At 73.3% G+C, this 24176-nt stretch carries 25 protein-coding genes and 1 pseudogene; 16 read left to right on the top strand and 10 right to left on the bottom strand.

The genetic code is table 11. The features are described 5' to 3' along the window. Positions 1 to 8 precede the first annotated feature (8 nt). Positions 9 to 1340 (bottom strand): ribonuclease D, encoded by a 1332-nt coding sequence (locus M8C17_RS12085; RefSeq protein ID WP_252416526.1) that lies wholly within the window; start codon positions 1338 to 1340, stop codon positions 9 to 11. Positions 1341 to 1547: 207 nt separating this feature from the next. Here M8C17_RS12085 and M8C17_RS12080 point away from each other — a divergent pair, with 207 nt between their 5' ends. Together M8C17_RS12080 and M8C17_RS12075 are read left to right on the top strand one after the other, a co-directional pair. Then, a complete protein-coding gene (locus tag M8C17_RS12080) occupies positions 1548 to 2840 on the top strand; it encodes a S1C family serine protease (RefSeq protein ID WP_252416525.1) in 1293 nt (430 codons plus the stop codon). Positions 2841 to 2995: 155 nt separating this feature from the next. Next, entirely contained in the window at positions 2996 to 3874 is an 879-nt protein-coding gene (locus M8C17_RS12075; RefSeq protein ID WP_252416524.1) for a hypothetical protein, read from the top strand. 94 nt (positions 3875 to 3968) lie between these two features. On the opposite strand, the gene M8C17_RS12070 is transcribed toward M8C17_RS12075, so the two are convergent. Continuing rightward, on the bottom strand, positions 3969 to 4541 hold the full coding sequence (locus M8C17_RS12070) for a DUF3000 domain-containing protein (protein WP_252416523.1): 573 nt from the start codon (positions 4539 to 4541) through the stop codon (positions 3969 to 3971). A gap of 217 nt (positions 4542 to 4758) precedes the next feature. Between M8C17_RS12070 and hemE the strand changes: the two genes are divergently transcribed. Genes hemE through hemQ form a run of 3 tightly spaced genes read left to right on the top strand, consistent with a single transcriptional unit; the run spans position 4759 to position 7970 of the window. Further along, a complete protein-coding gene (hemE, locus tag M8C17_RS12065) occupies positions 4759 to 5856 on the top strand; it encodes a uroporphyrinogen decarboxylase (protein WP_252416522.1) in 1098 nt (365 codons plus the stop codon). Between the two features lie 6 nt (positions 5857 to 5862). Then, positions 5863 to 7272 carry a protoporphyrinogen oxidase gene (gene hemG, locus M8C17_RS12060; RefSeq protein ID WP_252416521.1) on the top strand — a complete coding sequence of 470 codons (1410 nt, stop codon included), beginning with the start codon at positions 5863 to 5865 and terminating at the stop codon, positions 7270 to 7272. Then, positions 7269 to 7970 carry a hydrogen peroxide-dependent heme synthase gene (gene hemQ / locus M8C17_RS12055; protein ID WP_252416520.1) on the top strand — a complete coding sequence of 234 codons (702 nt, stop codon included), beginning with the start codon at positions 7269 to 7271 and terminating at the stop codon, positions 7968 to 7970. Before hemG ends, hemQ begins: the two co-directional genes overlap by 4 nt. Positions 7971 to 8074: 104 nt before the next feature. On the opposite strand, the gene M8C17_RS12050 is transcribed toward hemQ, so the two are convergent. From M8C17_RS12050 to M8C17_RS12030, 5 genes are all read right to left on the bottom strand, one after another. After that, positions 8075 to 8563 carry a GNAT family N-acetyltransferase gene (locus tag M8C17_RS12050; protein WP_252416519.1) on the bottom strand — a complete coding sequence of 163 codons (489 nt, stop codon included), beginning with the start codon at positions 8561 to 8563 and terminating at the stop codon, positions 8075 to 8077. A gap of 91 nt (positions 8564 to 8654) precedes the next feature. Next, the gene (locus M8C17_RS12045) at positions 8655 to 9752 is read right to left on the bottom strand and encodes a lytic polysaccharide monooxygenase (protein WP_252416518.1); all 1098 of its coding nucleotides are present in this window, start codon (positions 9750 to 9752) and stop codon (positions 8655 to 8657) included. Between the two features lie 117 nt (positions 9753 to 9869). Further along, positions 9870 to 10325 carry a GNAT family N-acetyltransferase gene (locus M8C17_RS12040; RefSeq protein WP_252416517.1) on the bottom strand — a complete coding sequence of 152 codons (456 nt, stop codon included), beginning with the start codon at positions 10323 to 10325 and terminating at the stop codon, positions 9870 to 9872. 67 nt (positions 10326 to 10392) lie between these two features. Continuing rightward, a complete protein-coding gene (locus M8C17_RS12035; protein WP_252416516.1) occupies positions 10393 to 11331 on the bottom strand; it encodes a DMT family transporter in 939 nt (312 codons plus the stop codon). Positions 11332 to 11510: 179 nt separating this feature from the next. Further along, complete coding sequence (locus M8C17_RS12030; protein ID WP_252416515.1) at positions 11511 to 11771, bottom strand: Prokaryotic metallothionein; 261 nt, start codon at positions 11769 to 11771, stop codon at positions 11511 to 11513. Between the two features lie 156 nt (positions 11772 to 11927). On the opposite strand from M8C17_RS12030, the gene M8C17_RS12025 reads away from it, so the two are divergent. The 3 genes from M8C17_RS12025 to M8C17_RS12015 all read left to right on the top strand — a co-directional run bounded on the left by M8C17_RS12025 (position 11928) and on the right by M8C17_RS12015 (position 13717). Beyond that, positions 11928 to 12203, top strand: coding sequence for an isoamylase early set domain-containing protein (locus M8C17_RS12025; RefSeq protein WP_252416514.1), 276 nt, complete (start codon positions 11928 to 11930; stop codon positions 12201 to 12203). A gap of 117 nt (positions 12204 to 12320) precedes the next feature. Next, positions 12321 to 13064, top strand: a complete 744-nt coding sequence (locus M8C17_RS12020) for a lytic polysaccharide monooxygenase (protein WP_252416513.1) — start codon at positions 12321 to 12323, stop codon at positions 13062 to 13064. 62 nt (positions 13065 to 13126) lie between these two features. Beyond that, a complete protein-coding gene (locus M8C17_RS12015; protein ID WP_252416512.1) occupies positions 13127 to 13717 on the top strand; it encodes a DUF305 domain-containing protein in 591 nt (196 codons plus the stop codon). A 48-nt stretch (positions 13718 to 13765) separates the two neighbouring features. Here the strand turns inward: M8C17_RS12015 and msrB are convergent, their stop codons facing one another. Continuing rightward, positions 13766 to 14170, bottom strand: coding sequence for a peptide-methionine (R)-S-oxide reductase MsrB (msrB, locus tag M8C17_RS12010; protein WP_252416511.1), 405 nt, complete (start codon positions 14168 to 14170; stop codon positions 13766 to 13768). A 47-nt stretch (positions 14171 to 14217) separates the two neighbouring features. Between msrB and ligD the strand changes: the two genes are divergently transcribed. The 3 genes from ligD to M8C17_RS11995 all read left to right on the top strand — a co-directional run bounded on the left by ligD (position 14218) and on the right by M8C17_RS11995 (position 16994). Then, positions 14218 to 15255, top strand: coding sequence for a non-homologous end-joining DNA ligase (gene ligD, locus M8C17_RS12005; RefSeq protein WP_252416510.1), 1038 nt, complete (start codon positions 14218 to 14220; stop codon positions 15253 to 15255). An 87-nt stretch (positions 15256 to 15342) separates the two neighbouring features. Then, positions 15343 to 15909 (top strand): RNA polymerase sigma factor, encoded by a 567-nt coding sequence (locus tag M8C17_RS12000; protein WP_252416509.1) that lies wholly within the window; start codon positions 15343 to 15345, stop codon positions 15907 to 15909. Further along, entirely contained in the window at positions 15906 to 16994 is a 1089-nt protein-coding gene (locus M8C17_RS11995) for a hypothetical protein (protein WP_252416508.1), read from the top strand. Before M8C17_RS12000 ends, M8C17_RS11995 begins: the two co-directional genes overlap by 4 nt. A gap of 95 nt (positions 16995 to 17089) precedes the next feature. Here the strand turns inward: M8C17_RS11995 and M8C17_RS11990 are convergent. Continuing rightward, positions 17090 to 18339: pseudogene (locus tag M8C17_RS11990) on the bottom strand (DUF222 domain-containing protein). A gap of 116 nt (positions 18340 to 18455) precedes the next feature. Between M8C17_RS11990 and M8C17_RS11985 the strand changes: the two are divergent. Genes M8C17_RS11985 through M8C17_RS11975 form a run of 3 tightly spaced genes read left to right on the top strand, consistent with a single transcriptional unit; the run spans position 18456 to position 19311 of the window. Continuing rightward, entirely contained in the window at positions 18456 to 18935 is a 480-nt protein-coding gene (locus M8C17_RS11985; protein ID WP_252416507.1) for a DUF2975 domain-containing protein, read from the top strand. Next, positions 18935 to 19150: a helix-turn-helix transcriptional regulator gene (locus M8C17_RS11980; protein ID WP_030336216.1), complete on the top strand. Its 216-nt coding sequence runs from the start codon at positions 18935 to 18937 to the stop codon at positions 19148 to 19150. Before M8C17_RS11985 ends, M8C17_RS11980 begins: the two co-directional genes overlap by 1 nt. Then, positions 19147 to 19311, top strand: a complete 165-nt coding sequence (locus M8C17_RS11975) for a hypothetical protein (RefSeq protein WP_252416506.1) — start codon at positions 19147 to 19149, stop codon at positions 19309 to 19311. The genes M8C17_RS11980 and M8C17_RS11975 overlap by 4 nt, the downstream gene beginning before the upstream one ends. 21 nt (positions 19312 to 19332) lie before the next feature. Here the strand turns inward: M8C17_RS11975 and M8C17_RS11970 are convergent, their stop codons facing one another. Continuing rightward, on the bottom strand, positions 19333 to 19800 hold the full coding sequence (locus tag M8C17_RS11970) for a MarR family winged helix-turn-helix transcriptional regulator (RefSeq protein ID WP_252416505.1): 468 nt from the start codon (positions 19798 to 19800) through the stop codon (positions 19333 to 19335). A gap of 217 nt (positions 19801 to 20017) precedes the next feature. Here M8C17_RS11970 and M8C17_RS11965 point away from each other — a divergent pair, with 217 nt between their 5' ends. Continuing rightward, complete coding sequence (locus tag M8C17_RS11965; protein ID WP_252416504.1) at positions 20018 to 20863, top strand: SDR family oxidoreductase; 846 nt, start codon at positions 20018 to 20020, stop codon at positions 20861 to 20863. A gap of 126 nt (positions 20864 to 20989) precedes the next feature. Further along, positions 20990 to 24175, top strand: coding sequence for an ABC transporter permease (locus tag M8C17_RS11960; protein WP_252416503.1), 3186 nt, complete (start codon positions 20990 to 20992; stop codon positions 24173 to 24175). The last annotated feature ends 1 nt before the right edge of the window (position 24176 follow it).

Here is a 24176-nt window from a genome sequence, read left to right as displayed (position 1 = left end):
GGAGGAGATCAGGAAAGGGACGGCGGTTCCGGGCTCAGGGCCGGAGTCAGGTGGGGGGTGAGGAGAGCGATCTGCCATTCGCGGGCGTTGAAGCCGCGCAGGGTCTCCGCCACCGTGGCCTCGGTCAGCTCCTCCGGTGGCGTCCACGCCAGCCGACGGACCGAATCCGGGGTGATCAGGTTCTCCGGAGGCAGGTTGTGCTCGGCGGCGATCCTGATCACGACCTCCCGGCAACGGGCCAGCCGACCGGCGGCCACCGGGTCCCGCTCGGCCCACCGGTGCGGCGGGGGCGGACCCTCCACCGCCGGGGTGACCGGCAACGCGTCGTCCGGCAGTTGCCGGGCGTCGTCCAGCGCGGCGAGCCAGGTGCGAGCCAGCCGGCGTACCGACCGACCGCCGAAACCGGGCAGCGTCAGCAGCGTCTTCTCGTCCTTCGGGTCCAGCTCGGCGGCGGCGATGATCGCCGAGTCCGGCAGCACCCGACCGGGCGCCGCGTCCCGCCGGGCGGCGATCTGGTCCCGGGCGTACCACATCGAACGGACCCGGGCCTGCGCCCGCGCCCCGCGCACCCGGTGGATGCCCGAGGTGCGTCGCCAGGGCTCCGCGCGGACCCGGGGCGGGCGTGCGCCGGTGCGGACCAGCGCGGCGAACTCCTCCGCGGCCCACTCCGACTTGCCCTGTCGGGCCAGCTCGGCGTCGAGCGCGTCGCGAAGGTCGGTGAGCAGCTCCACGTCGAGGGCCGCGTAGGTCAGCCACGACTCCGGCAGAGGACGGCTCGACCAGTCGGCCGCCGAGTGGTGCTTCTCCAGGGTGTAACCGAGTAGCTGCTCGGTCAGTGCGGCCAGGCCGACCCGCTCGAACCCGGCCAGCCGAGCGGCCAGTTCCGTGTCGAACAGTCGGCGCGGACGCAGCCCCACCTCGGCCAGGCAGGGCAGATCCTGACTGGCCGCGTGGAGCACCCACTCGGCCTCGCCGATCACCGCGTCCAGCGCGCTGAGGTCGGGCAGCGGCAGCGGGTCGATCAGCGCCGTGCCCGCACCGGCCCGGCGCAGCTGCACCAGGTACGCGCGTTGGCTGTACCGGTATCCGGAGGCGCGCTCGGCATCCAGGGCGACCGGGCCGGTGCCGGCGGCGAAACGGGCCACGACCTCGGCGAGCTCGGCCGGGGCGGCCACCGGATCGGGGGTGCCGTCACGCGGTGCGATCAGCGGAACGGGCCCACCGTCGGTCGGGTCAGTCCCCTGGCTCGCCGGCTGCGGCTGGGCCGACGGCGGGTGCTGGGGTGCGTTTCCCGGGAGTTCTTCGGTGGGCCGACGGCGCAGGGGTGGTTCGTCGGTCACCTGCCAACCCTAGTGCGCGCGGTGATCCGGTGGGTGCAGCCGGTCCGGTGCGTGTCGGTCAGGTGTCCGCAAGGTGTCCTTTCGGATGCCGGACATCGGGGGAGACAAAGCCCGTTCGCGCAGGTACGGTCCATCGAGCCGCCGGCCCGGATCGCGTGAACACGGGCCGATGGCGGCACGGGGAGACCACGGAAAGGCAACGCGATCATGACGGCTGGCTTCGGTTCGGGGGACGGGCGAGCGGCGGGCGCCGAGCCTGACGGTGCGGGCGGGAGTCCGCCCGGGGCCGAACGGCCGGGACCGTTGCCACCGCGCATCGAGCCGCACCCCGGTGCCGGTTCGGTCTTTCCCGCCACCCCGCCCGGCGGCACCGATCCGTCCCCGACCGTTCCGACTCCCCGCACCGGCTGGTCCGCACCACCCAACACCGGGCAGTGGGGCGCCCCACCGGCTCCCCACGGCACTGTGCCGGCAGGCTCGTACGGCGGACCCGGCCCGGGTGCCGCCCCGACCTACGGCGCCGGCGCACCACCGGCGTCCACCGGCACCGGTGGATACGCACCGGCCGCCGGGTCGGGTTTCCCGCCCGCCGCCGGGCCGAGCTTCCCGGGAGGCGGGTACCCACCCGCCAGTGCCCCGCCGTTCCCGACCACGGGTCACCCGGGCGGTCCCGCGCAGCCAGGCTGGCCGGGTGCCGCCCCGCTGCCGGCCGCCCCGCCCCGCCGTCGTCGCTGGCCGGTCGTGCTCGCCACGCTGGCCGTCGTGGTGCTGGCCGCGGTGGCCGGGTTGCAGGCGTACCAGCTCGACCGGCTCGGCGACCGGCTCGCCGACACCGATCGGCGCCTGGCGCAGGCCCAGGACGGCGACGGCATCCGCCTCGACGGCCTGGAGCAGCGGACGGAGGCGCTGGAGAAGCAGGCCGGTGCCGCGTTCAACCCGGAGGCGGTGGCCAGCGCGGTGCTGCCCAGCGTGTTCCGGGTCCGCGCCGGCGAGTTCACCGGCACCGCGTTCGCGGTCGGCAAGCCCGCCGCCGGTGGCGGAACGAACCTGTTCACGAACTTCCACGTCGTGGAGGCCGTCTGGGACGGTGGCGGACGCCAGGTCTTCCTGGAGCGCACCGACCAGCGCTTCCCAGCCACCATCGTCAAGGTCGACAAGACCAACGATGTGGCGCAGTTGCGCACCACCGGCAAGTTCACCGGCCTGATCACCGCGTCCGCCGTGGTGAAGTCCGGCCAGCAGATCGTCGTCGTCGGCGCTCCGCTCGGCCTGGAGGACAGCGTCACCACCGGTGTGGTGAGCGCGCTGCGCGACGCTCAGGGCAACTCCGGCCCGGCCATCCAGTTCGACGCCCCGATCAACCCGGGCAACTCCGGCGGACCGGTGGTCAACGGCAGCAAGCAGGTGGTCGGCATCGCCACCGCCAAGGCTCGCGACGCCGAGGGCATCGGGCTGGCCGTACCGATCAAGGTCGCCTGCGACGGTTTCAAGATCTGCTGAACCGGTGGCACGGCGACGTCGCCGTGCCACTCCCACCACCCGCGGCCCTCGCCGGCCGTCTCCCATCGGCCCAGGTCCCCGGACCGGGGCGAATTCCGCCGCACCCGGTCCGTCGCGCCCACCGGCACGGGACCAGCTCACCTGGAGGAACAACCATGTCCCAGCCACCCACCGGGCCGGAGGGTCTCCCGCCGGCCACCCCGGAGCAGTTCCCGTCCGCCGCCGACCAGACCGTGGCGCACCCGACGGTGCCGTACCCGACAGCGCAGTACCCGGCCGCCGACCGGACCGCGCAGTACCCGGCCGGTCCGCCCGCGCCGGCACCGCAGCAGTACGCGCCGGCCCAGCCCACGCCGCAGCAGTACGCCCCCGGCCAGGCAGCGCCGCAGTACGGCGCCGCCCAGCCCGTGCCGCCCCAGTACGGCACGCCGCAGGCCCCGGCCGGCTACCCGGCGAGCGCCCCGCCGTACGCCGGACAGGTCTCCGCCCCGCCGGTCTCCGGCCCCGGCTACGGCCAGCCGATGTCCGCTCCGCCGGTCTCCGGTCCGGCGTACGGCCAGCCGATGTCCGCCCCGCCGGGGATGGCGCCGCCGTTCGGCCCGCCCCCGGCACCGGGCAGTGGCCGTGGCCGCGCGGTGCTGGTGCTGGCCCTGGTGGCCGCGCTGCTCTTCGTCGTGAGCGGGGTGATGACCGGCCTGTACGTGACCAAGAACGGCGAGCTGAACCGTACGGAGAAGCGGCTCACCGGTCAGGTCAGCGAGCGTGACGGCACGATCGCGGCCAACACCACGGAGATCGCGAAGCTCAAGACCGACCTGCAGACCATGCAGGACAAGCTCGACAACACCGAGCAGGACCTGACCGGGACGCGCAACGACCGTGACGAGCAGGCCCGGCAGAAGAAGGTCATCGCCAGCTGCCTGGACAAGTTGACCACCGCGCTCGGCGCGGCGGCGGCCGGCAACAAGGGTGCCTACGACTCGGCGATGAAGGGCCTGGACAAGGTCTGCGACGAGGCGGACAACTACCTCTGACAGCGGCCGTGATCATGGGGTTGTGGCGCCGGGCTCTCCGCGCACCGCAACCCCATGATCGACTCGACGGTCGCGTGGGTCGCGGGTCCGCGGCTCAGGCCGCGCCGGCGGGCCGGCGATCCGACAGGGCGGTCACCCCGGGTGGCGGTAGCCCCGCCGTGGAGGCGAGCAGCGCGCACCAGCCGAGCAGGTGCGGGGCCAGGTCGTCGTCGACCGGGGTCCAGGAGGCGCGGATCTCGATGTCACCGGCGGTCGGCGGGCCGGCCAGGTCACCGAACCGGGTCGACATGGTCTGGGTGACCGTCCCCCCGATCGCCCGGTGGCCGGCGTCGTGGGCGTCCAGCGCGTCGGTCAGCCAGGTCCAGCCCACGCCGGGCAGCAGCGGGTCGGCCGCCAGGTCGACCTCCAGCTCGGCGGTCACGTAGGTGACCAGCCGCAGAGTGCCCTGCCACGCCTCGTGTCCGACCGGGTCGTGCAGCAGGATCAGCCGACCCGTGGCCACCTCGTCGCCGTCGCGCAGCACGGTCGCGGAGAGCGCGAACGCGTACGGGGCCAGCCGCTGGGGAGCGCCGACCTCCTCCAGCGTGATCTCCGGTCGGGGCGCCGCCGCGCGCAGCCCGGCGACCGCGCGGGCGAAGGTCTCCGGGAGCGCGATCGGGGGGGCCATGCCGGCAGCCTATGCCGCCGCCCGCCCACCCGCTTCGACGGCGCGCCGACGCCCGGTTTCCGTACCAGGGCTCGGCTGTGCGGTACGCGCCGTCGCGGACGGGCAGCTCGTGGCACCGGCCGTCGACGGCGGCCGGTGCTCCACCGGCGGCGTTAGGAAGGTCCCTTCCTTTCACCCCCGGCGGGGAGAGGGCGGAGGTCGTGGCACGATTGCGGCGATGACCACGGACACCACGGGCACTGCCGCCCGAGACGGAGAACAGCGCCCCGGCGGACCGGCCGACTCGCCCTTCATCCGGGCCTGCCGGCGCCGGCCCGGCCCGCACACCCCGGTCTGGTTCATGCGCCAGGCCGGCCGCTCGCTACCGGAGTACCGGGAGATCCGGGCGAGCGTGCCGATGCTGGAGTCCTGCCGCCGCCCGGAGCTGGTCACCGAGATCACGCTCCAGCCGGTACGCCGGCACGGGGTAGACGCCGCCATCCTTTTCAGCGACATCGTGGTGCCGGTGGCCGCGGCCGGGGTCGACCTGGACATCGTGCCGGGCACCGGCCCGGTGGTCGCCGAGCCGATCCGCACCGCCGCCGACGTGGAGCGGATCCGCCCGATCACCCGCGACGACGTCTCGTACGTGGACGAGGCCGTCCGGCAGTTGGTGGTCGAGCTGGGCGACACCCCGCTGATCGGCTTCGCCGGAGCACCGTTCACCCTGGCCAGCTACCTGGTCGAGGGGGGTCCGTCGCGGACCCACGCGAAGACCAAGGCGCTGATGTACGGCGATCCGGAGCTGTGGCACGCGCTCTCCGGCCGGCTGGCCGAGGTGACGCTGGCCTTCCTCCGGGTGCAGATCGAGGCCGGGGTCTCCGCCGTGCAGCTCTTCGACTCGTGGGCGGGCGCCCTCTCCGAGGCCGACTACCGGCGCTACGTGCTGCCGCACTCGACGGCCGTGCTCAGCGGGCTGGCCGACGCCGGGGTGCCGCGGATCCACTTCGGGGTGGGCACCGCCGAGCTGCTCGGCGCGATGGGCGAGGCCGGCGCCGACGTCGTCGGCGTCGACTGGCGGACCCCGCTGGACGTGGCCACCGGCCGGATCGGCCCGGACAAGGCGGTGCAGGGCAACCTGGACCCGTGCGTGCTGCTCGCGCCGTGGCCGGTGGTGGAGGCCGAGGTGCGCCGGATCCTGGACCAGGGCAGGGCCGCACCCGGGCACGTGTTCAACCTCGGCCACGGGGTGCTGCCGGAGACCGACCCGGACGTGCTGACGCGGGTGGTGGCCTTGGTGCACGAGCTTTCCAGCCGCCGGGCCGACCAGGGCTGACACGCGATGCGGCAGCCCTGGCGGGTGGCGGTGGTCGGCGGCGGGATCGCCGGGTTGGCCGCCGCGGCCCGGTTGCGCGAGGGCGCACCGGCCGGCACCGAGATCACGGTGTACGAACAGTCCGGCGCGCTGGGCGGCAAGCTGCGTACCGGGGAGCTGGCCGGCCAGCCGGTGGAGTTCGGCGCCGAGTCGTTCCTGATGCGCGACCCGACCGGTGCGGAGTCGGCGGCGGTGGCGCTGATCCGCCGGCTCGGAATGGCCGAGCAGATCGTGCACCCCACGGTCGGGCAGGCCGCGCTGGTCGTCGACGGGGGGCTGCGGCCCGTTCCGGGCGGCACGCTGGTGGGCGTACCCGGGGATCTGGAGCGGGTGACCACGGTCGCCCGCCCGGCGGCGGGCGCCGACACCGACGGCGGCCGGCCGCTGGTCGCGCCCGACGCGGACGTGTCGGTGGGCGCGCTGGTCCGGTCCCGCTTCGGCGACGAGGTGGTCGACCGCCTGGTCGATCCGATGCTGGGCGGCGTGTACGCGGGCCGCGCCGACGATCTCTCGCTGGTCACCACCATGCCGGCGCTGGCCCGCGCGGCCCGGGTGGAGCACACCCTGGTCGGCGCGGTCCGGGCGGCGCAGGCCGCCGCGCCGCGTGCCCCCGGCGCCCCGGTCTTCGGCACCCTGGCCGGCGGGCTGAGCAGCCTCGTCGAGGCGGCGGCGACGGCCAGCGGCGCGACGGTACGGCGCGACGCCGCCGTTCGCGAACTGACCCCGACCGACACGGGCTGGCGGCTCACGGTCGGCCCGACCCGGGACCCGGAGCTGGTCGAGGTGGACGCGGTGGTGCTGGCGGTGCCGGCCCGGCCGGCGGCCCGCCTGCTCGCCGGCCCGGCTCCGGCGGTCGCCGCGGGCGTCGGCGAGCTGGACTACGCGAGCGTCGCGCTGGTCACCCTGGCCTTGCCGCAGCCTCGGCTGCCCGAGCTGTCCGGCTTCCTGGTGCCGAGCACCGAGGGTCTGCTGATCAAGGCGGCGACCTTCTTCACCACGAAGTGGGGGCACCTGCGCCGGCCGGACGGGCTCGCGCTGGTGCGCGCCTCGGTGGGCCGGTACGGCGAGGAGGCGCAGCTCCAGCGCCCCGACGCGGACCTGGCGGCCACCGTGCACCGGGAACTCTCGGCGGTGCTCGGCACCCCGCTGCCCACTCCGGTCGACGGGCACGTGCAGCGGTGGGGCGGGGCGCTGCCCCAGTACACCCCGGGGCACGCCGACCGGGTCGCCGCCGCGCGGACGGCGTTGCGGGCCGCGTACCCCACCCTGGTCCTCGCCGGCGCCGGCTACGACGGCGTCGGTATTCCGGTCTGCGTCCGCTCCGGCGAGACGGCGGCCGACGAGATCATCACAGCACTGGGAGGATCGGCGAGATGACCGAGCAGACCAACGCGGCCCGGTTGCGGGAGCTGAACGACAGCATCCGCTACACCATGTGGTCGGTGTTCCGGGCCAGCGCACCGCTGCCGTCGCTGCGGGACAACGTCACCGGTGAGGTCGAGTCCCTCTTCGAGGAGCTGGCCGGCAAGGACGTGGTGATCCGGGGCGTGTACGACGTCTCCGGGCTGCGCGCCGACGCGGACGTGATGATCTGGTGGCACTCCGCCTCCAGCGACGCGCTCCAGGACGCGTACCTGCGGTTCCGCCGCACCACCCTCGGCCGGGCGATGACCCCGGTCTGGTCGCAGATGGCGCTGCACCGGCCGGCGGAGTTCAACAAGAGCCACATCCCGGCATTCCTGGCCGGTGAGGAGGCCCGCCCCTACATCTGCGTCTACCCGTTCGTCCGCTCCTACGAGTGGTACCTGCTGCCCGACGCGGAGCGGCGCGAGATGCTGGCCGAGCACGGGAAGATGGCGCGCGGCTACCCGGACGTGCGGGCCAACACGGTGGCCTCGTTCGCGCTGGGCGACTACGAGTGGATGCTCGCCTTCGAGGCCGACGAGCTGCACCGCATCGTCGACCTGATGCGTGACCTGCGCGCCTCCGGCGCCCGCCGGCACGTCCGCGAGGAGGTGCCCTTCTACACGGGCCGCCGCCGCTCGGTGGCCGAGATCGTCAACTGCCTGGTCTGACCCGGGTCACCGGTTCCTGCGCGATCTTGCACTTCCTGCCCCGACAAAAGGGGCGAAAGCCGTGATGGTGCGGCAGGAAGTGCAAGATCGCGGAACGGGGTGGGTCAGAGCTGGCGGGTCATCACCTGTGCGTGTCCGGCCCCGCTGGGCAGCAGGTCGCCGAGTTCGTTGGTCGGAATGAAGCCGCTACGTCGGTAGAGCGTGGTCGCCGCCGTGTTGTGGGGAGCGACGTTCAGGCGAACCTGGTGCGCTCCCGACTCCTTCGCCCACTGGGCCACCGCGTCCACCAGGCGGTGCCCGACACCGTGGCCGCGCGCCTCGGGGCGCACCCACATCGAGATCAGCTCCATGACGAGCGGGTCTGGTGTGGGTACGCCGCTGGCCATCCCGACCGGCCGTCCGTCCAGGACGGTCACGAGGTTGTGGGAGCCGGGGATGCTCAGCCGGTTGCGCCAGCGCTCCTCACGGTCGCCGTCACCCTGCCAGTCGGCCAGCCGGGCGCCGAACGCGTCCGGCGCCTCGGTGAGGGCGGCCAACCGCAGCTCGCGCCAGGTCGGCCATTCGTCAGGGGTGAGCACCCGTGTCTCGATCATGCGGGGATCGTGCCGGGGGCCGACGTCCCGCACCACCGGATTTCCCGCCGGCCGGCGCCGCACCCTGGCCCGGGTGCGGCGCCGGACAGGGTCAACTGGTCGTGCAGGAGAGCGATGGGACGGGGTTGCTGCCGTTCCACGAGCCGAGGAAACCGAACGTGGTGCTCGCTCCGGCCGCCAGGGCGCCGTTGTGAGCGACGTTGCGTGCGGTGACCAGTGTGCCGTTGGTGCTGACGGTGGCGTTCCACGCGGAGCTGACCTGCTGGCCGTTGCCGTAGTTCCAGCTCACCGACCAGCCTCGGGTGGGCGAGCCGCCGGCGGTCACCCGGACCTCGGCCTGGAAGCCGCCGGCCCACTGGCCGGTGACCGCGTACGTCGCCGTGCAGGCCCCGGCCGGTGGCGGGGTGGTCGGAGGCGGCGTGGTGGGCGGGGGAGTCGTGGGCGGCGGGGTGGTCGGCGGGGGCGTCGTCGGCGGCGGCGTGCCGGACCCACCGGAGAAGTCGACGTCACTGCACAGGTAGTACGACTGGTCCAGGTGGCTGGCCTGCCAGATGGTGTAGACGATGTGCCGGCCGGTGCGGCCCGACGCGTTGACCGGGATCTCGATGGAGACGCCACCGGTCTCCTGCTTCCACTGCGACGCCGGGGTGTTGCCGATCTGGCCGGACAACACCAGATCGTCCCAGCCGAGCTGCTCGGTCAGCGGGTTGAAGCCCTGCCGGGTCACGTACACCCGGATGTAGTCGGCGCCGTGGCTGGCCTGGTCGAAGAAGCGGACCCGGAAGTTGCTCGACACCGGGCTGGTCTTCCAGGCCCCGACAGTGTCCAGGGCGTTGTAGCGGCCGCTCTGCGTACGCCCGCCGCTGCACAGTTGGCCGTCGGGGATGGCGCCCTGATGGTTGCCGGCCACGCCCTCGCGGAACAGGCCGTTCCAGTTCCACATGGCGTTGGGGTCGGCCTGCCAGGCCTGCCAGCACATCGGGTCCTCGGTCGCCATCCGGGGATTCTGGAAGTCGCTGCCCCAGCGTTGCCAGCAGCCGTAGTTGCGCGAGGCCGGGTCGACGACCGAGCCGTGCGCCGAGGCGGGGCGGACGAGTGCGCTGGTCAGCGCGGTGGTCAGCAGGAGCGCGGCGGTCGCCGCGATGGCGAGCGACCAGAGCACGCGTGGTGATCTTACGAGAGTGGACATGGTGCCCCCGGGGGGTGAGGTCGGACGACGACACCCGGACTGCCGGGAGATGCCCGCTCCCGTGCCTACTCGCAGGCTCCCACGACGGCGCTACCCGGCACGATGCCAGGCGGATCGTCAGGCGTCAATGGGTTCCCGCCGCATGGGGGTGTGCGGGATGCCGTCCTCGACGTACTCGGGGCCGCTGACCGAGAAGCCGTGCCGGGTGTAGAGGCCGACCAGGTGCGACTGGGCCTCCAGCACGCACGGCCGGTTGCCCACCACCTCCAGCGCGGCGGTCATCAGCCGGCCGGCGTGTCCACCGCCGCGCGCCGCCGGGGCGACCACCACCCGGCCGATCCGGGCGGTGCCGTCCGGGTCGGCCAGGATCCGCAGGTACGCCAGCGGCGCGCCGCCGTCGGACAGCCAGAGGTGGCGGGTGCCCGGTTCCACGTCCCGCCCGTCGAGTTCCGGGTACGGGCAGTTCTGCTCCACCACGAACACGTCGATGCGCAGCTTGAGCAGGTCGTGGAAGGTGCGGGCGTTCAGGTCGGCGAACGAGGCGGTACGGACCTCGGTGGTCTGCTGGGGCACGCACCGATGGTAGGCCGTGCGACCGGGCGGGTCTCCGTGCGTCCCGCCCGGCCGGTCACGGTCACGGTCAGTCGGGCCGGGAGGGGGCGAGGTAGGTGGCGGCCACGGCGGTGAGCAGCAGCGCGCCACCGACGATCACCGGCAGTGGCAGCGGCTCGTGCAGAAGCGCCACGGCCAGCGCCGCCGCGGTCAGCGGTTCGAGCAGGGTCACCACGGCGGCGACGCTGCCCGAGGTGGTGCGCAGCCCGGCGTAGAACAGCGCGTACGCCAGTGCCGTGGTGACCACGCCGAGGTGCAGCAGCAGCGCCACGGTGTCGACGCGCACCGGTACGGCGACTCCGGCGACCAGCGCGAACGGTGCCAGCGTCAGCGCACCGACCACGGTGGAGATGGTGGTCAGCGTCATCGGTGTGACGCGCTGCGAGACCTGCCGGCTGATCAGGGTGGTCACCGCGTAGCCGAGGCCCGACCCGGCTGCCGCGAGCAGCCCGAGCAGCGGCGCGGGCGCCGTACCGGTGGGCTCGGCCGTGGCCCCGGTGATCAGGGCGAGGCCGGCGACGGCGGCGACCAGTGTGGCGAGCCGCAGCGGGCCGGGGAGCCGGCGGGCGCGCACCGACTCCCAGGTGGCGGCGAGCACCGGGGCCAGGCCCAGGCTGACCACGGTGGCCACGCCGACCCCGGCCAGTGCCACGGCGGCGAAGTAGAGCGCCTGGTACAGGCCGAGGCCGATCCCGGTGAGCAGCAGGGGAAGCGGCGCCGAGCGCAGGGCGGCCCGGATGGCGCCGAGCCGGCTGGCGGTGCACGCCAGCAGGACGAGGGCGGCGATCGCGAGGCGGTGGAAGCCGATGCTCACCGGGCTGAGCCCGGTGCTCTCGCGCAGCAGTTGCACCGCCACGCCGGTGGTGCCCCACAGCACTCCGGTGACGGTGATCTGGATCAGGCCGGTACGGGCCTGGGCGACGGCCGGCGCGGCAGCGGCCGGCGGCACGGTACGGGAGGTGGACACGGATGCGCTCCGAAGGGTGAGCCGTTGACGGGGACGACGTCGACGGAGCGCGTACGGCGAGGTGGCCGAGCCGGTCAGTCACCGGTCGGCGGGAGGCGCGGCGCTCCGTTCAGGAGCGCGGCGGGGGCAGGACGCCCAGGAACGGCCGCATGGGGACGACCGTACCGCAGAGGGCCGGGTCAGACGGGGCGTGCCCCGACGGCGTCCCGGATCTCGGCGCCCTCGGCGCCCTCGACGGAGCGGGCGCAGTGCCCGCAGCAGAAGAACCGGCCGTTGACCTCGACGCCGTGCCCGACGATCTTGATCTGGCAGTGTTCGCAGATCGGTGCCATCCGGTGGATCGCGCACTCGAACGAGTCGAAGGTGTGCACGTCGCCGCTGACCGTACGCACCTCGAACGCCATCCAGTAGTCGTTGCCGCAGACCTCGCAGGTTGCCACGGAAAACCCCCCGTATCAGGACATGTGCTATCAGGTTCCCGCACTGCGGGGCGGTGGCGGGCGAAATGGCGCGAGCCGGCCGGGCGGTACGGCGTGTCGGCTCCCGCGTGTCGTCCGTTAGGCCGGATGAACGGCCGCAACCCCCGGAGGATCGCCATGATCAAGCGCAACAGACTCTTCGGCAACCAGACCCGGGTCACCTTCTGTCTGCCCCGGGACGCCCCGCCCGGCCCGGTGAGCGTGGTGGGCTGCTTCAACGGTTGGGAGCCCGGCCGGCACGAGCTGGTCACCCGCCGCGACGGCACCCGGACGGTGACCGTGAGGCTCGGGCCGGGCGAGTACCGCTTCCGCTACCTCGCCAGCGGCGGGGTCTGGCTGGACGACGAATCGGCCGACCAGGTCGACGAGCGGGGGAGCCTGCTCCGGCTCTGATCCGGCTCTGACAGAAAACTCGTCACCATCGATGGATTTATTGATGGGGGTCTTTACTGTTAACAAAGTTTAAATTACCTTGGGGGCACCACCGGACCTGAAGAAGGAGCTGCCCCCATGCGTCGAAGAATCACCGTCCCGCTGGTGGCGGCGGGCGCCGTCGCCGCCACCCTCACCGTCGCCGCGCCCGCCCAGGCGCACGGCTACGTGTCCGCCCCACCGAGCCGGCAGGCGCTCTGCGCGCAGGGCCGGGTGCCCGACTGCGGGCAGATCAAGTACGAGCCGCAGAGCGTCGAGGGACCCAAGGGCCTGCGGAGCTGCAACGCCGGGATCGCCCAGTTCGCCGTCCTCAACGACGACAGCCGGGGCTGGCCGGCCACGTCGGTCGGCAGCTCGCTGACCTTCACGTGGGTGAACACCGCCCGGCACGCGACCAGCAACTGGGAGTACTGGATCGGCAACACCCGGGTCGCCTCGGTCAACGGCAACGGCCAGCAGCCGGGCGCCACCGTCTCGCACAACGTCAACCTCGGCGGCTTCTCGGGCCGGCAGAAGATCCTCGCGGTCTGGAACATCTCCGACACCGCGAACGCCTTCTACTCCTGCATCGACGTCCAGATCGGCGGCGGCGGCGGGCCTGCGCCCACGCCAACCCCGACCCCCACCCCCACGCCGCGGCCCACCCCCACGGCCACGCCGACCACTCCGCCCGCGCCGGGTGGCACCTGGACGGCCGGCCGGGCGTACCAGGTCGGTGACCAGGCCACCTACGGCGGCGCGACGTACCGCTGCCGGCAGGCCCACACCGCGATCCCCGGGTGGGAGCCGCCGAACGTGCCGGCGCTCTGGAGTCAGGTCTGACCGCGCGGGTGCGGCCCCGGTCGCACCCGTGCCGCCATCCCTCGCTGATCGGAGCACCCGGCATGACACGCCGAACCCTGCTGGCGCCCCTGCTCGCCGCGCTACTGCTCAACGCCGCCTGTGCCGGCCCGCCGGCGGCAGGCCCGTCGGCCGCGCCGCAACCGGCGGTCGGATCCCCGGCCGGGTCGGCGGCGGCCGGGGACGCGATGAGCGGCATCGACGTGGTGTTCCTGAGCACCATGGTCGGCCACAGCGAGCGCACTCTGCAGATCGTGCGGCTGGCTCGGGACAGGGTGCGCGACGACACGTTGCGCACCCTGTCCGCCGCCATCGAGGCGACCGAGGCCGACGAGTTGTCCGCCATGCGTGGCTGGCTGCCCACGGCGGGTCCGGGAGCCAGCGCGGCCGTGCACCACCACGCCGGGCACGGCGACGACGCCGCGCTCGACCGACTGCGGGCCGCGTCCGACGCCGACGTCGACCGGGTGCTGCGCGAGGTGCTCGCCGACCATCAGCGGGCGGCGGCCGACCTGGCCCGGGCGCAGGTTGAGGTCGGTGGCAGCGAGCGGGTACGCGACCTGGCCCGGCGGATCGAGCAGTCCCGGACCGCCGAGGTCGGGCTGCTGACCGGCCAGCCGCCCGCGCGGCGGTGATCGGGGTACGCCGTCGGCGCGCCCGCCACCGGGCGGTGGCCGCTCAGCTCAGCGGGGTTCCAGCCGGATCGACACCGAGTTGACGCAGTGCCGGGTGTCCTTCGGGGTGAAGCCCTCGCCGTGGAAGACGTGCCCGAGGTGGCTGTTGCAGCGGGCACAGCGGATCTCCGTACGGGCCATGCCGAGGCTGCGGTCCTCGATCTCCTTGACCCGGCCGGGGATGGCGTCGTCGAAGCTGGGCCACCCGCAGTGCGAGTCGAACTTCGTGTCGCTGGAGAAGAGTTCCAGCCCGCAGGCGCGGCAGTGGTAGACGCCGGACGTCTTGGTGTCCACGTACTCACCGGTCCACGGGCGTTCGGTGCCGGCCTCCCGCAGCACGTGGAATTCCTCGGGGGTCAACCGGACCCGCCACTCGTCCTCGGTCTGGGGCAGCTCGTTGTCGTCAAGACTCACGCCCCAACGGTACGTCCAACGTCGGGGGCGTGGCATAAGGTCGCGGGATGGGTGGCACCAAGGCAGCGGTCGCCGAGGTCGAGGTGGCCGGGCACACCGTACGACTGAGCAGTCCCGACCGGGTGATCTTCCCCGAGAGGGGCTTCACCAAGGCGGACGTCTTCCACTACTACCTCGCGGTCGGCGACGGCATCATGCGCGCCCTGCGGGACCGGCCCACCACGCTGCAACGCTTCCCCGAGGGCGTCGAGGGCGAGATGTTCTTCCAGAAGCGGGTGCCCACCCGAGGGGTGCCGCCCTGGGTCTCCACGGCCGAGATCACCTTTCCGAGCGGCCGGAGCGCGGCCGAGCTGTGCCCCGCCGACCTGGCACACGTGGCCTGGGCGGCGCAGATGGGCACCATCGTGTTCCACCCGTGGCCGGTGCGCGCCGCCGACGTGGACCGCCCCGACGAGCTGCGCATCGACCTGGACCCGCAGCCCGGCACCGACTTCGCCGACGCGGCGCGGGCCGCCGGGAACGTCCGCGCGGTCCTCGACGAGCTGGGAGCCACCGGCTGGCCGAAGACCTCCGGCGGCCGTGGCGTGCACGTCTACCTGCGGATCCAGCCGCGCTGGACGTTCACCGAGGTGCGCCGGGCCACCATCGCGCTGGCCCGGGAGGTCGAGCGCCGCCACCCCGACCTCGTCACCACCGCATGGTGGAAGGAGGAGCGCGGCAGCCGGGTCTTCGTCGACTACAACCAGATGGCCCGAGATCGCACGATCGCCTGCGCGTACTCCCTTCGGGCCAACGCGCGGGCCACCGTCTCCACCCCGGTCACCTGGGACGAGCTGCCCGACGTCGACCCGGACGACTTCGACCTGCGTACCGTCCCGGCCCGGCTCGCCGAGCGGGGCGACGCGCACGCCGGCATCGACGAGACCCCGTGGGACATCACCCCACTGCTGGAGTGGGCCGAGCGGGACGCCGCCGCCGGCCAGGGCGACCTGCCGTACCCGCCGGACCACCCCAAGATGCCCGGCGAGCCCAAGCGGGTCCAGCCCAGCCGCGCCAAGCGCACACCCGGCGAGGACACCGCCTGACGCTCGCGATCCGCCCCGGCCCGGCGACCGTCTCGATTTCTGGATCGGCCCCGTCACGACGGGCGCCGATCCGGACATGGAGTAGACGTGAGCTCCGGGACCGAGCACGAGGACCGCTTCCGACGCATCTACGCGGACAACTTCGAGCCGCTGCTGGCGTACGCGATGCGGCGCGTCGACCAGCCCGAGGACGCGGCCGACGTGGTCGCCGAGACGTTCCTCGTCGCCTGGCGGCGCACCCGTGAGATGCCGCCCGAGCCCGAGGTGCGTCTGTGGCTGCACGGCGTGGCCCGGCGGGTGCTGGCCAACCACCACCGCGGCGGGGCGCGCCGGGGACGGCTGGGTGAACGGTTGAAGCAACGGCTGCGGATCGCCGTCGCCGTCGACCCGGGCAGCGACGTACCCGAACGGCTCACGGTGCGCGCCGCGCTGGCCCGGCTCGGCGAGCTGGACCGGGAGGTGCTGATGCTGACCTTCTGGGAGGGCCTGGAGCCGCGCGAGGTCGCCACCGTCCTTCGGGTCAGCCCCGCCGTGGTCCGTACGCGGCTGTCCCGTGCCCGGGCCCGGCTGCGAAACCTCGTCGGTGACGACCTCGGCCCACCCGGACATGTACTCGACGTCATGGCAGCACGAGCCCCGGAGGAGGGCAGATGACCGACGAGCACCTCGACCGACTGGTCCGAGACGCCGACCCGTACCGAAGCGATGTCGTCGCGCACCTCGACGGGGCCGAGGAGAACCTCCTGGAGGAGATCATGTCCGCGCCGATCCTGGAACCCGTCGCCGAACCGCCGGGCAAGCGCCTCCGGGCGCGCCGAACGATGATGAGTGGCCTCGCCAGTGCGGGGGTCGCGGCCGCCGTACTCGCCGTCGTCTTCGCCGTCTCGATCACGAAGGCCGATCAGTCCGGAGGGGACGAGGCGTCTCCGGCGACCGGTGCCACCTCCACGGCGACCCAGCCGATCTCCTACTCGGCCATGGTCCTCAAGGCCGCCGAGGAGAGCCCGCGCCTGCTGATCGACCAGGCGGGCTGGAAGGCGACCACCGTCTACGGGTTCGCCGAGAAGGAGGGCACCATCGCGTTCACCAACGGTGGACGGCAACTGGAGATGAACTGGTACCCGGCCGGTCAGTACGACGGCTACCACAAGGACCGACTCCACGTCAGCAAGCCGGAGCCGGTGCAGGTCGACGGCTGGCCGGCCGAGCTGTTCCGGTACAGCGCGAGCGACTTCGCGGTCATGCTCCGGCCCCGCGACGGTTCCTTCGTCGAACTGCGGACCGGCGGCACCTGGACGCGTGGCGAGTTCGACGGGGTCCTCGCCGACGTCGTCCGCGTCGACGCGCGTACCTGGCTGGCGGCGCTTCCGGCGGAGATCGTCACGCCCGGCCGGGTGGACGAACAGGCGGCCAAGGTGCTCGCCGACGTACCGCTGCCGCCGGGCTTCGACAGGGCCGCGCTGGGCACCCTCGGCACCAACGACGCCTACCAGTTCGGCGCGAGGGTGACGAGCCGGGTGGGCTGCGGGTGGATCGCCGAATGGCTGCGCGCGAAGCAGGCCGGCGACAACGCCGCGCTCAAGCGGGCCAGCGACGCGCTGCGCAGCAGCCACACCTGGAAGGTGCTGCACGACATGAACGACGAGGGCGACTGGCCGGAGGTGTTCTGGGAGACCGCCGATGAGGTGGCCGCCGGTAAGGCGCCCGCTGGTTACCGAGGAGCCCTCGGCTGCGAGTAGCCGTTCGAAGCGGCTTTTGGGGTGGGGCGCTGGGGACCAATGGATCCTCGGCGTCCTGCCGCATCGAGGATCCCCGGTGGCTGGGCGGTCGCGTCTCACGTTCGCCGGTGGTAGTGGTTGCGGCGGGGTAGCCGGTCGGGGTCGAGCCAGGCGGGCGGGACGAACTCCGGGTGGCCGTCGTCGCCGAGTTGGACGGCCCAGTCGGTCTGGTGGACGTGTCGGTGGTGGTGCCCGCAGAGCAGGACGGCGTTGTCGAGGCTGGTAGGACCGCCGTCCGCCCAGTGGCGGATGTGGTGGGCGGCGCACCAGCGCGGTGGTCGGTCACAACCGGGGAAGGCGCAACCACGGTCGCGCAGCACAAGGGCACGACGGAGCGGACCGGTGATGAGGCGGCGTTGCCGGCCCACGTCGAGAACCTGACCGGCGCCGCCGAGCACGGCGGGCAGGATGGCGGCGTCGCAGGCGAGCCGGCGCACCGTGTCGGGGGTGAGCCGCAAGCCGATGTCGAGAGAGCCATCATCCAGATGCCGTGTCAGCTGGTCGTAGCTCGTGGTGACGACGATCTGGGCGGGATCGCCCCCGTGCTCCGGCAGCTCACCGGTGCGCAGAGCGAGCCGGCACACATCGGCGAGGGCGTCGTGGCGGCGCTGCCCGGGCGTGCGGCTGTCGCCAGGCCCCGAGGGCGCGGTGAGCGGATCGAGGACGGCGCGCAGCAGTGCGGCGGCTTCCGCGTCGAGGGTGCCGGCGAGCCGCAGCCGACCTCCGGGCTGCTCAGAGAGGGTCACGTGTCGGTCCCGGGCTGTGCGGCAGGCCTCGGCCTCCAGTGCCACCCGGGCGGCCTCCTCGGCGGCGTCGGGGGCGACGTGATCGAGGATCCGGGTGGCCATTCTGCGCAGCAGGGAGGGGTCGAACTGCTCGGCCCACTCGACCAGCACACCGACGGCCTTGTCGGCGACCTCCACACCGGCCGACGCCGAACGGTGGCGACCGCGTCGGCGATGACCCGCACCTGCTCCACACTGACCGCGCCGCTGGCCAGGGCGTCACGCACGCCGGGCGGAGCCGCGTCGATCGACGCGGCGAGGTCGACCAGCCGGCGGGCGGCGGAGACGGTGAGCCGCAGCCGGTCGCGCAGCCACACCGCCGTCGAGGACGCGCCCTGCGCCATTGCTGTGCCGCGACCGTCCAACTCCTGCACCGTGGCCAACTGCACCGACGCCAACCGCTGCTGAAGCCGGTGCATGGCGTCGATCGTCGCGATGAGGTCGTGCTCCGAGATGGCCCAGATGGCGGCACCGGCGCATGCCGCCACTGCGCTCTCCGCCCGCGCCAACTCATCGATCACGAACGCAGAATAGAACACGTGTACGACAGATCCGCGCGAGAATTGATCCCGCGGGATCCTCGTCGACCCAACCGCTGCCTATTGACTTTCGATAGGTAGCGAGCGAAACTCGATGCATGGTGACAGAGCATCGAGCGGTCCCCGCTCTCAAGGTCTTCCTCGTGTTGCTGTTCGGGATCCTGGTCCTGTTTCAGACCTTCTCGCTGCCCGGGCAGTTCGCCCACATGGCCGAGGAGTCTCCGGACTTTGCCTATCTGCGGTGGCCGGCGACCGTCGTGACGGTGTTCTGGCTGCTGTGTGTCCAGGTGGTGATCGTGGCCACCTGGAAGCTGCTCGGCCTGGTCAAGGCCGACCGCATCTTCACCGAGGTGTCGCTGAAGTGGGTGGATGCGATCGTCTGGGCCATCGGCGCGGCCTGGGTGGTGCTCGTGGGCGTCTTCCTCTACGTCGGTTTCAACGCGGGTGACCCGGGGCTGCCGCTCCTGCTGTTCCTGATGTTGACGGGTGTCACCGTGCTGGGGCTCCTGATGGTGGTGATGCGGGCACTGCTGCGGCAGGCCACCACGCTGCGCACCGACATGGAAGCGGTGATCTGATGCCCATCGTCGTCCGCATCGACGTCGAGTTGGCCAAACGCAAGATGAGCGTCGGTGAGTTCGCCGAGCGCGTCGGGCTCACGCCGGCGAACGTGGCCGTGCTCAAGAACGGCCGTGCCAAAGCTGTCCGCTTCAGCACGTTGGAAGCGATGTGCCGGGTGCTCGACTGCCAGCCCGGCGATCTGCTCGAGTGGGTCGAGGAGGAAACCCCGTGAAGTACCTCATCGTGATCGCCGCCGTCCTCGCCGTCGCGCTCGGTGTCGCCGGCATCGTGTACGGAGAGGGCGACGACTCGCCGGGCCTCCAGCTCCTGGGCGTGCTGTTCGTCGTCGGTGCCATCGTGTTCGGCGTGCGGGCCCTCCGACGCGGCAGGTAGCGGTGCACCGGCGTCGCGGTCTCAGCCCTCGGTGTCGTGGCCGGTCGCGGGCAGGCTGGCCACGCCACGGCTCAGCGCGGTCTTGAACTCCCGGTAGAGGTCCGCGCCGAGCATGTCTGAAAGGTTCTGCTCGATCAGGTCGACCAGGCCGTCGGAGACCTCCATGAACTCGAGGCCCCGCTCCGTCGGGATGATCAGCTTCGCGCGGCGGTCGGCCGGGTCCGGTGCGCGCCGGACGTAGCCCAGGCGCTCCAGCTCGTCGAGGATCGCGCCCATCGTCTGCTTGTTCCTCCCGGCGAGCCGGGCCAGTTCCCCGGGGCGGGTGCCCTCGGTGTCCAGATACGCCAGTACCGCACCGTGGCGGGGTCTGACGTCGGCGAAACCGTGCTCGGCCGCCCGGGTGAAGATCTCCCGCTGGACCCGTGCGGAGAGCTGGACGGCCAGGATCCCGAGGTCCGGGTCCTGCTCCTTGCGTGTGCTGCGTCTCATGATTAGTCCAATCATTGGACAGTCCATTAGTTGGACTATATCGTCGTCGGCGACACCACCGCTCCGGACCTGCACGACAGTAGGCCCGACCGGTGCGCCGACGGACGAGCCACCCGTCGGTTCACCGGTCTACCCCGGAGCGGCACCGGTGCCCCACCGCAGACCTGTGGCGGATCAGCCGCGGCCGGATCACGGCCCGCGTAACGGGAGGAAAGCCATGACCATCCTGATAACCGGAGCGACCGGAACGGTGTCCGGAGAGGTGCTGCGGGAACTCGCCGGCAAGCAGCCGGTGCGGGCCCTCGTTCGGGACAGGTCGCGCGTACCTGACGTCGACGGCGTCGACTACGTCGTCGGTGACCTGGACCGTCCCTCCACTCTGGCGCCAGCCTTCGACGGAGTGACCACGCTGTGGCTGCTGACCGCGATGGGCCCGCTCGCGCCGAGCCAGAGCATGAACGCGTTGTGGGCGGCACGCCACGCCGGCGTTCGGCACGTCGTCCGGCTCTCCGCGATCGGCGCCGCGCACGACGCTCCCACCCGCAACGGCCGGCTGCACGCGCTCTCCGACGCCGAACTGCAGCACTCGGGCATCGCCTGGACGATCCTGCGACCGAGCAATTTCATGCAGAACATGCTCGGGACTCTGGCCGGGGACCAGCTCTACGGGATCTTCGGCGAGGGCCGGGTCGGTGTCGTCGACGTACGAGACATCGCCGCGGTCGCGGCCGAGATCCTCGCCGCACCCCAACGGCACGAGGGCATGATCTACACCCCGACCGGTCCGGAGAGCATCTCGCTGCACCAGGCGGCGGAGGAACTCACCCGTACGCTCGGACGCCCCGTGCGGTACGTACCGCAGAGTCCCGAGCAGACCCTCGACGGCCTGCTCCAGGCAGGGCTCGACGAATGGACCGCGGAGGTTCTCACCGAATACCGCATCGCCTACGGCTCCGGGTGGGGCGACTTCAGCAACGACCACGTCGCCAGCGTCACCGGCCGGTCGCCGCGGAGCATCGCCGAGTTCGTCCGCGACCACCAGCGGCAGTTCGCCACCGCCTGATCAGGGTCGCGACGGGGGCCAAGCCGGCTCTCCCCGTAATAACGATCATGTAACGGGCGCGAACCTTTCCCGGTGGGTGACCTGTTTTGAAGGTCGTCGGCCCGCCCGGGCCAGGGGAGGCGTCGGATGAAGTTGGTGTGGAGGCGGGCCCGCGAGGCGCGGGGCCTGCTGGTGGCCGCGGTGCTCGCCGCCCTGGTCGCCGTCGCGTTGGTCACCGGCCTGTCCGACTACAACCGCCGCGCGGTGGACGCCGGGCAGCGGGCGCTGGTGGCGGCCTCGCCGGCCGAGGAACGCGGCCTGCTGGTCAGCGGCTCCGGCGGGCGCGACGCCGCCGAGTTCGCCACCCGGGACAGGGCGGTCCGGGCGGAGTTCGCCGACGGGCTCGCCGGGGTCCCGGTGACCGTCGCCGCTGCCCGGTACGGCACCGGCCGGGAGTTGACCGGCGACCTCGGGTCGGTGCCGCGCACCAGCGATGAGCCGATCTTCGCGAACCTGGCGACCCTCGATGACCTTGCCGCGCACGCCGAGCTGACCAGCGGGGCGTGGCCCCGCCCCGGCGCGAGCCCGATCCAGGTGAGCCTGCCGGAACGGGTCGCTGCCCTGCTGGGCCTGACCGCCGGCGACCGGGTCCCGCTGCGCGACCGGTCCGTCGAGAAGGCAAGCCAGGTGGTGCTCGCCGGCACCTGGCGCCCCCGCGACCCCGACGAGGCGTACTGGCTGCTGGCCCCCGGGGTGGGCACGGGCAGCGTGGGCTCGGCCACCTCGTACGGGCCGTTCGTGCTGGACCCGGCCGACTTCACGGCCACGTTCCCGGGCGCGGTGTCGGCGTCGTGGCTGGCCGAGCCGGACCTCGCGGGCGTCGACGCCTCGGGTCTGCCCGCCGTGCGGGCGGCCATGACGGCGGCCGTCTCGGCGGTGCCGGAGGCCGCCGAACTGGGCACGTCGGGGCAGACGGCAACCAAGATCGACCGGCTGCTGGACCGGATCGCCCGCGCCGACCTGGTGGGCCGCTCCGCGCTGGCCACCCCGCTGCTGCTCATCCTGGTGCTCGGCGGGTACGCGCTGGTGCTGGTCGCCGCCCTGCTGCACGAGGACCGCCGCCCGCAGACCGCGCTGCTCCGCGCCCGAGGCGCCGCCCGCCGCCAGTTGGCCGGCCTCGCCGCCCGCGAGGCGACCCTGGTCGTCGCGCCGGCCGCCCTGCTCGGACCGGTGATCGCCCTGGAGGCGCTGCGGTTCGTTCGGCCGGGTGGATCGGGGGAGCTCTCCACCGCCGGCGGCAACACCACGCTGGTCTGGGCGGCTGCCGCCGCCACCGCGGCCGGCTGCCTGGTGGCCATGGTGGCCCCGACGCTGCGCAGCTCCGGCACGTACGTCGCCGACATGGCCGCCCGCTCCCGGCCGAACCGGGCCGCGAGCGTCCAGCGGGCCAGCGTCGACCTGGTACTCGTGGCGCTGGCCGTGCTCGCCTGGGTGCAGCTGCGCCGGTACGCCTCCCCGCTCGCCGGCTCGGACGGCCGGCTCGGGATCGACCCGCTGCTGATCGCCGCCCCGACGCTCGGCGTGCTGGCCGGCGCCGTGCTGGCGCTGCGGGTGCTCCCGCCGCTCACCCGGTTCGCCGAGCGGTTCGTCGACCGGCGCCCCTGGACGGCCACGATGTTCGGCATGTGGCAGGCCGGCCGGCGTCCGCACGCGGGGCTGGTGCTGCTGCTCGCCCTCGCCGTCGGCGGGAGCACCCTGGCCTGGTCCCTGATCAGCACGGGGGAGCGATCCCAGGTCGAGCAGGCCGGCCACACGGTGGGTGCCGACCTGCGGGTGACCGAGCGCGCCGGCTCCGCCCCGCCGACCCGGGCCGGTCAGATCGCCGCGCTACCCGGGGTGGACCGGGCGTTGCCGGCGTGGCGCGACGAGGTGCGGGTGGGACGCGAGGACCTGCCGATCACGGTGATCGGCCTGGACGCCGCCAGCGCGGCCGGCGTCGTCCGGCTCGCCGAGCGGCTGAGCGACGAACCGGCGTCGGAGCAGTATCGGCGGATGGTGGGGGCCCGGGGCGCCCCCGGCGGACTCGAGATACCCGCCGACAGTCGCGCGATCACCGGCACGGTCCGCACCCCGGTGTCCGGTGCCGTCCGGCCGCACCGGGTCCGGGTGGCGCTGCTGGTCACCAGCGCCGACGGGCTCGCCTTCCGGCTGCCGGCGGTCGACGCACCCAGCGACGGCCGGACCATGCCGTTCACCGTGACGCTGCCGGACGTGGGTGGGGCGCGGCTGCGGCTGGCCGGGTTCGAGGCCGACGGTGGACCGGCCGCTGGCACCTCGTACCGGCTCGAGGTCGATCGGCTGGCCCTGGTCGGCGCGGACGGTACAGCCCGTCCGACAGAGCTGACCGGCGACTGGGTTATGAGGCGGGGCGGCCAGCCATCCCAGCGGGCGGAGTCGAGCGCCGACGGGGTCGCCGCCCAACTGCCGGTGGAGTTGATTCCGGGCGGTCAGTTCGCCTTCCAGCCGCAGACCCGGTTCGCCATCGTGCCCGGCGGGCAGATCGCGGCGGTCCCGGTGCTGATGACGCCAGGGGTACGCGATGCGCTGAGCCTGAACATCGGCGACACCGCCACGCTGGCGCTCTCGGGAGCGTCGGTGCCGGTCTCGCTGGTCGGAGAGTTGACGTCCGTGCCGACCACCGCCGGCGAGGGCGTGCTGCTGGACCTGCCCGCCGCGGTCGACGCGCTGGTCCGGGGCGGCGGCACGATCCGATCGGTGCCGGAGTGGTGGGTCGGCACCGACGACGCGGCGAGCGCCGCCCGGGCGGCCAGCGAGCTGACCGGCGTCACCGTGCTCGACCGCGAAGCGGTGATCGAGTCGGCCGCCGAGGACCCGTACTGGCGCGGGGCGCGTACCGGGATGCTCGCCGCCGCGCTCGGTGCGGTGCTGCTCGCCCTGGTCGGCCTCATGGTCGACGTGTGGGCCACCGCCCGGCACCGGCTGGGTGAGTTCGCGGTGCTGCACACCCTCGGCGCCACGCCCCGGCTGCTGGCCCGGGCGCTGCTCGCCGAACAGACCTTCCTGGCCGGCATCGGCGTGGGGGTGGGGCTGCTGCTCGGCGCCGCGGTGGGGGCCACCATGGCCCCGCTGGTCATCCTCACCCCGGCCGCCGGCCGGCCGGTGCCCACGGCGACGTTCGAGTTGCCCTGGTTGCCGATCGGCGTGACCGCGGTCGGCCTGCTGCTGGCGGCGCTCGCCTTCAGCGCGTTCATCGCCACCGGCATCCGGCAGCGGGTGGCGGCGGTGCAGATGCGGATCGGGGGAGAACGATGAG

This window comes from Micromonospora sp. RHAY321 (genome assembly GCF_023896955.1).
In the GTDB taxonomy this organism is placed as follows: Bacteria; Actinomycetota; Actinomycetes; order Mycobacteriales; family Micromonosporaceae; genus Micromonospora.
This window is presented reverse-complemented; position numbering and strand designations above follow the sequence as displayed.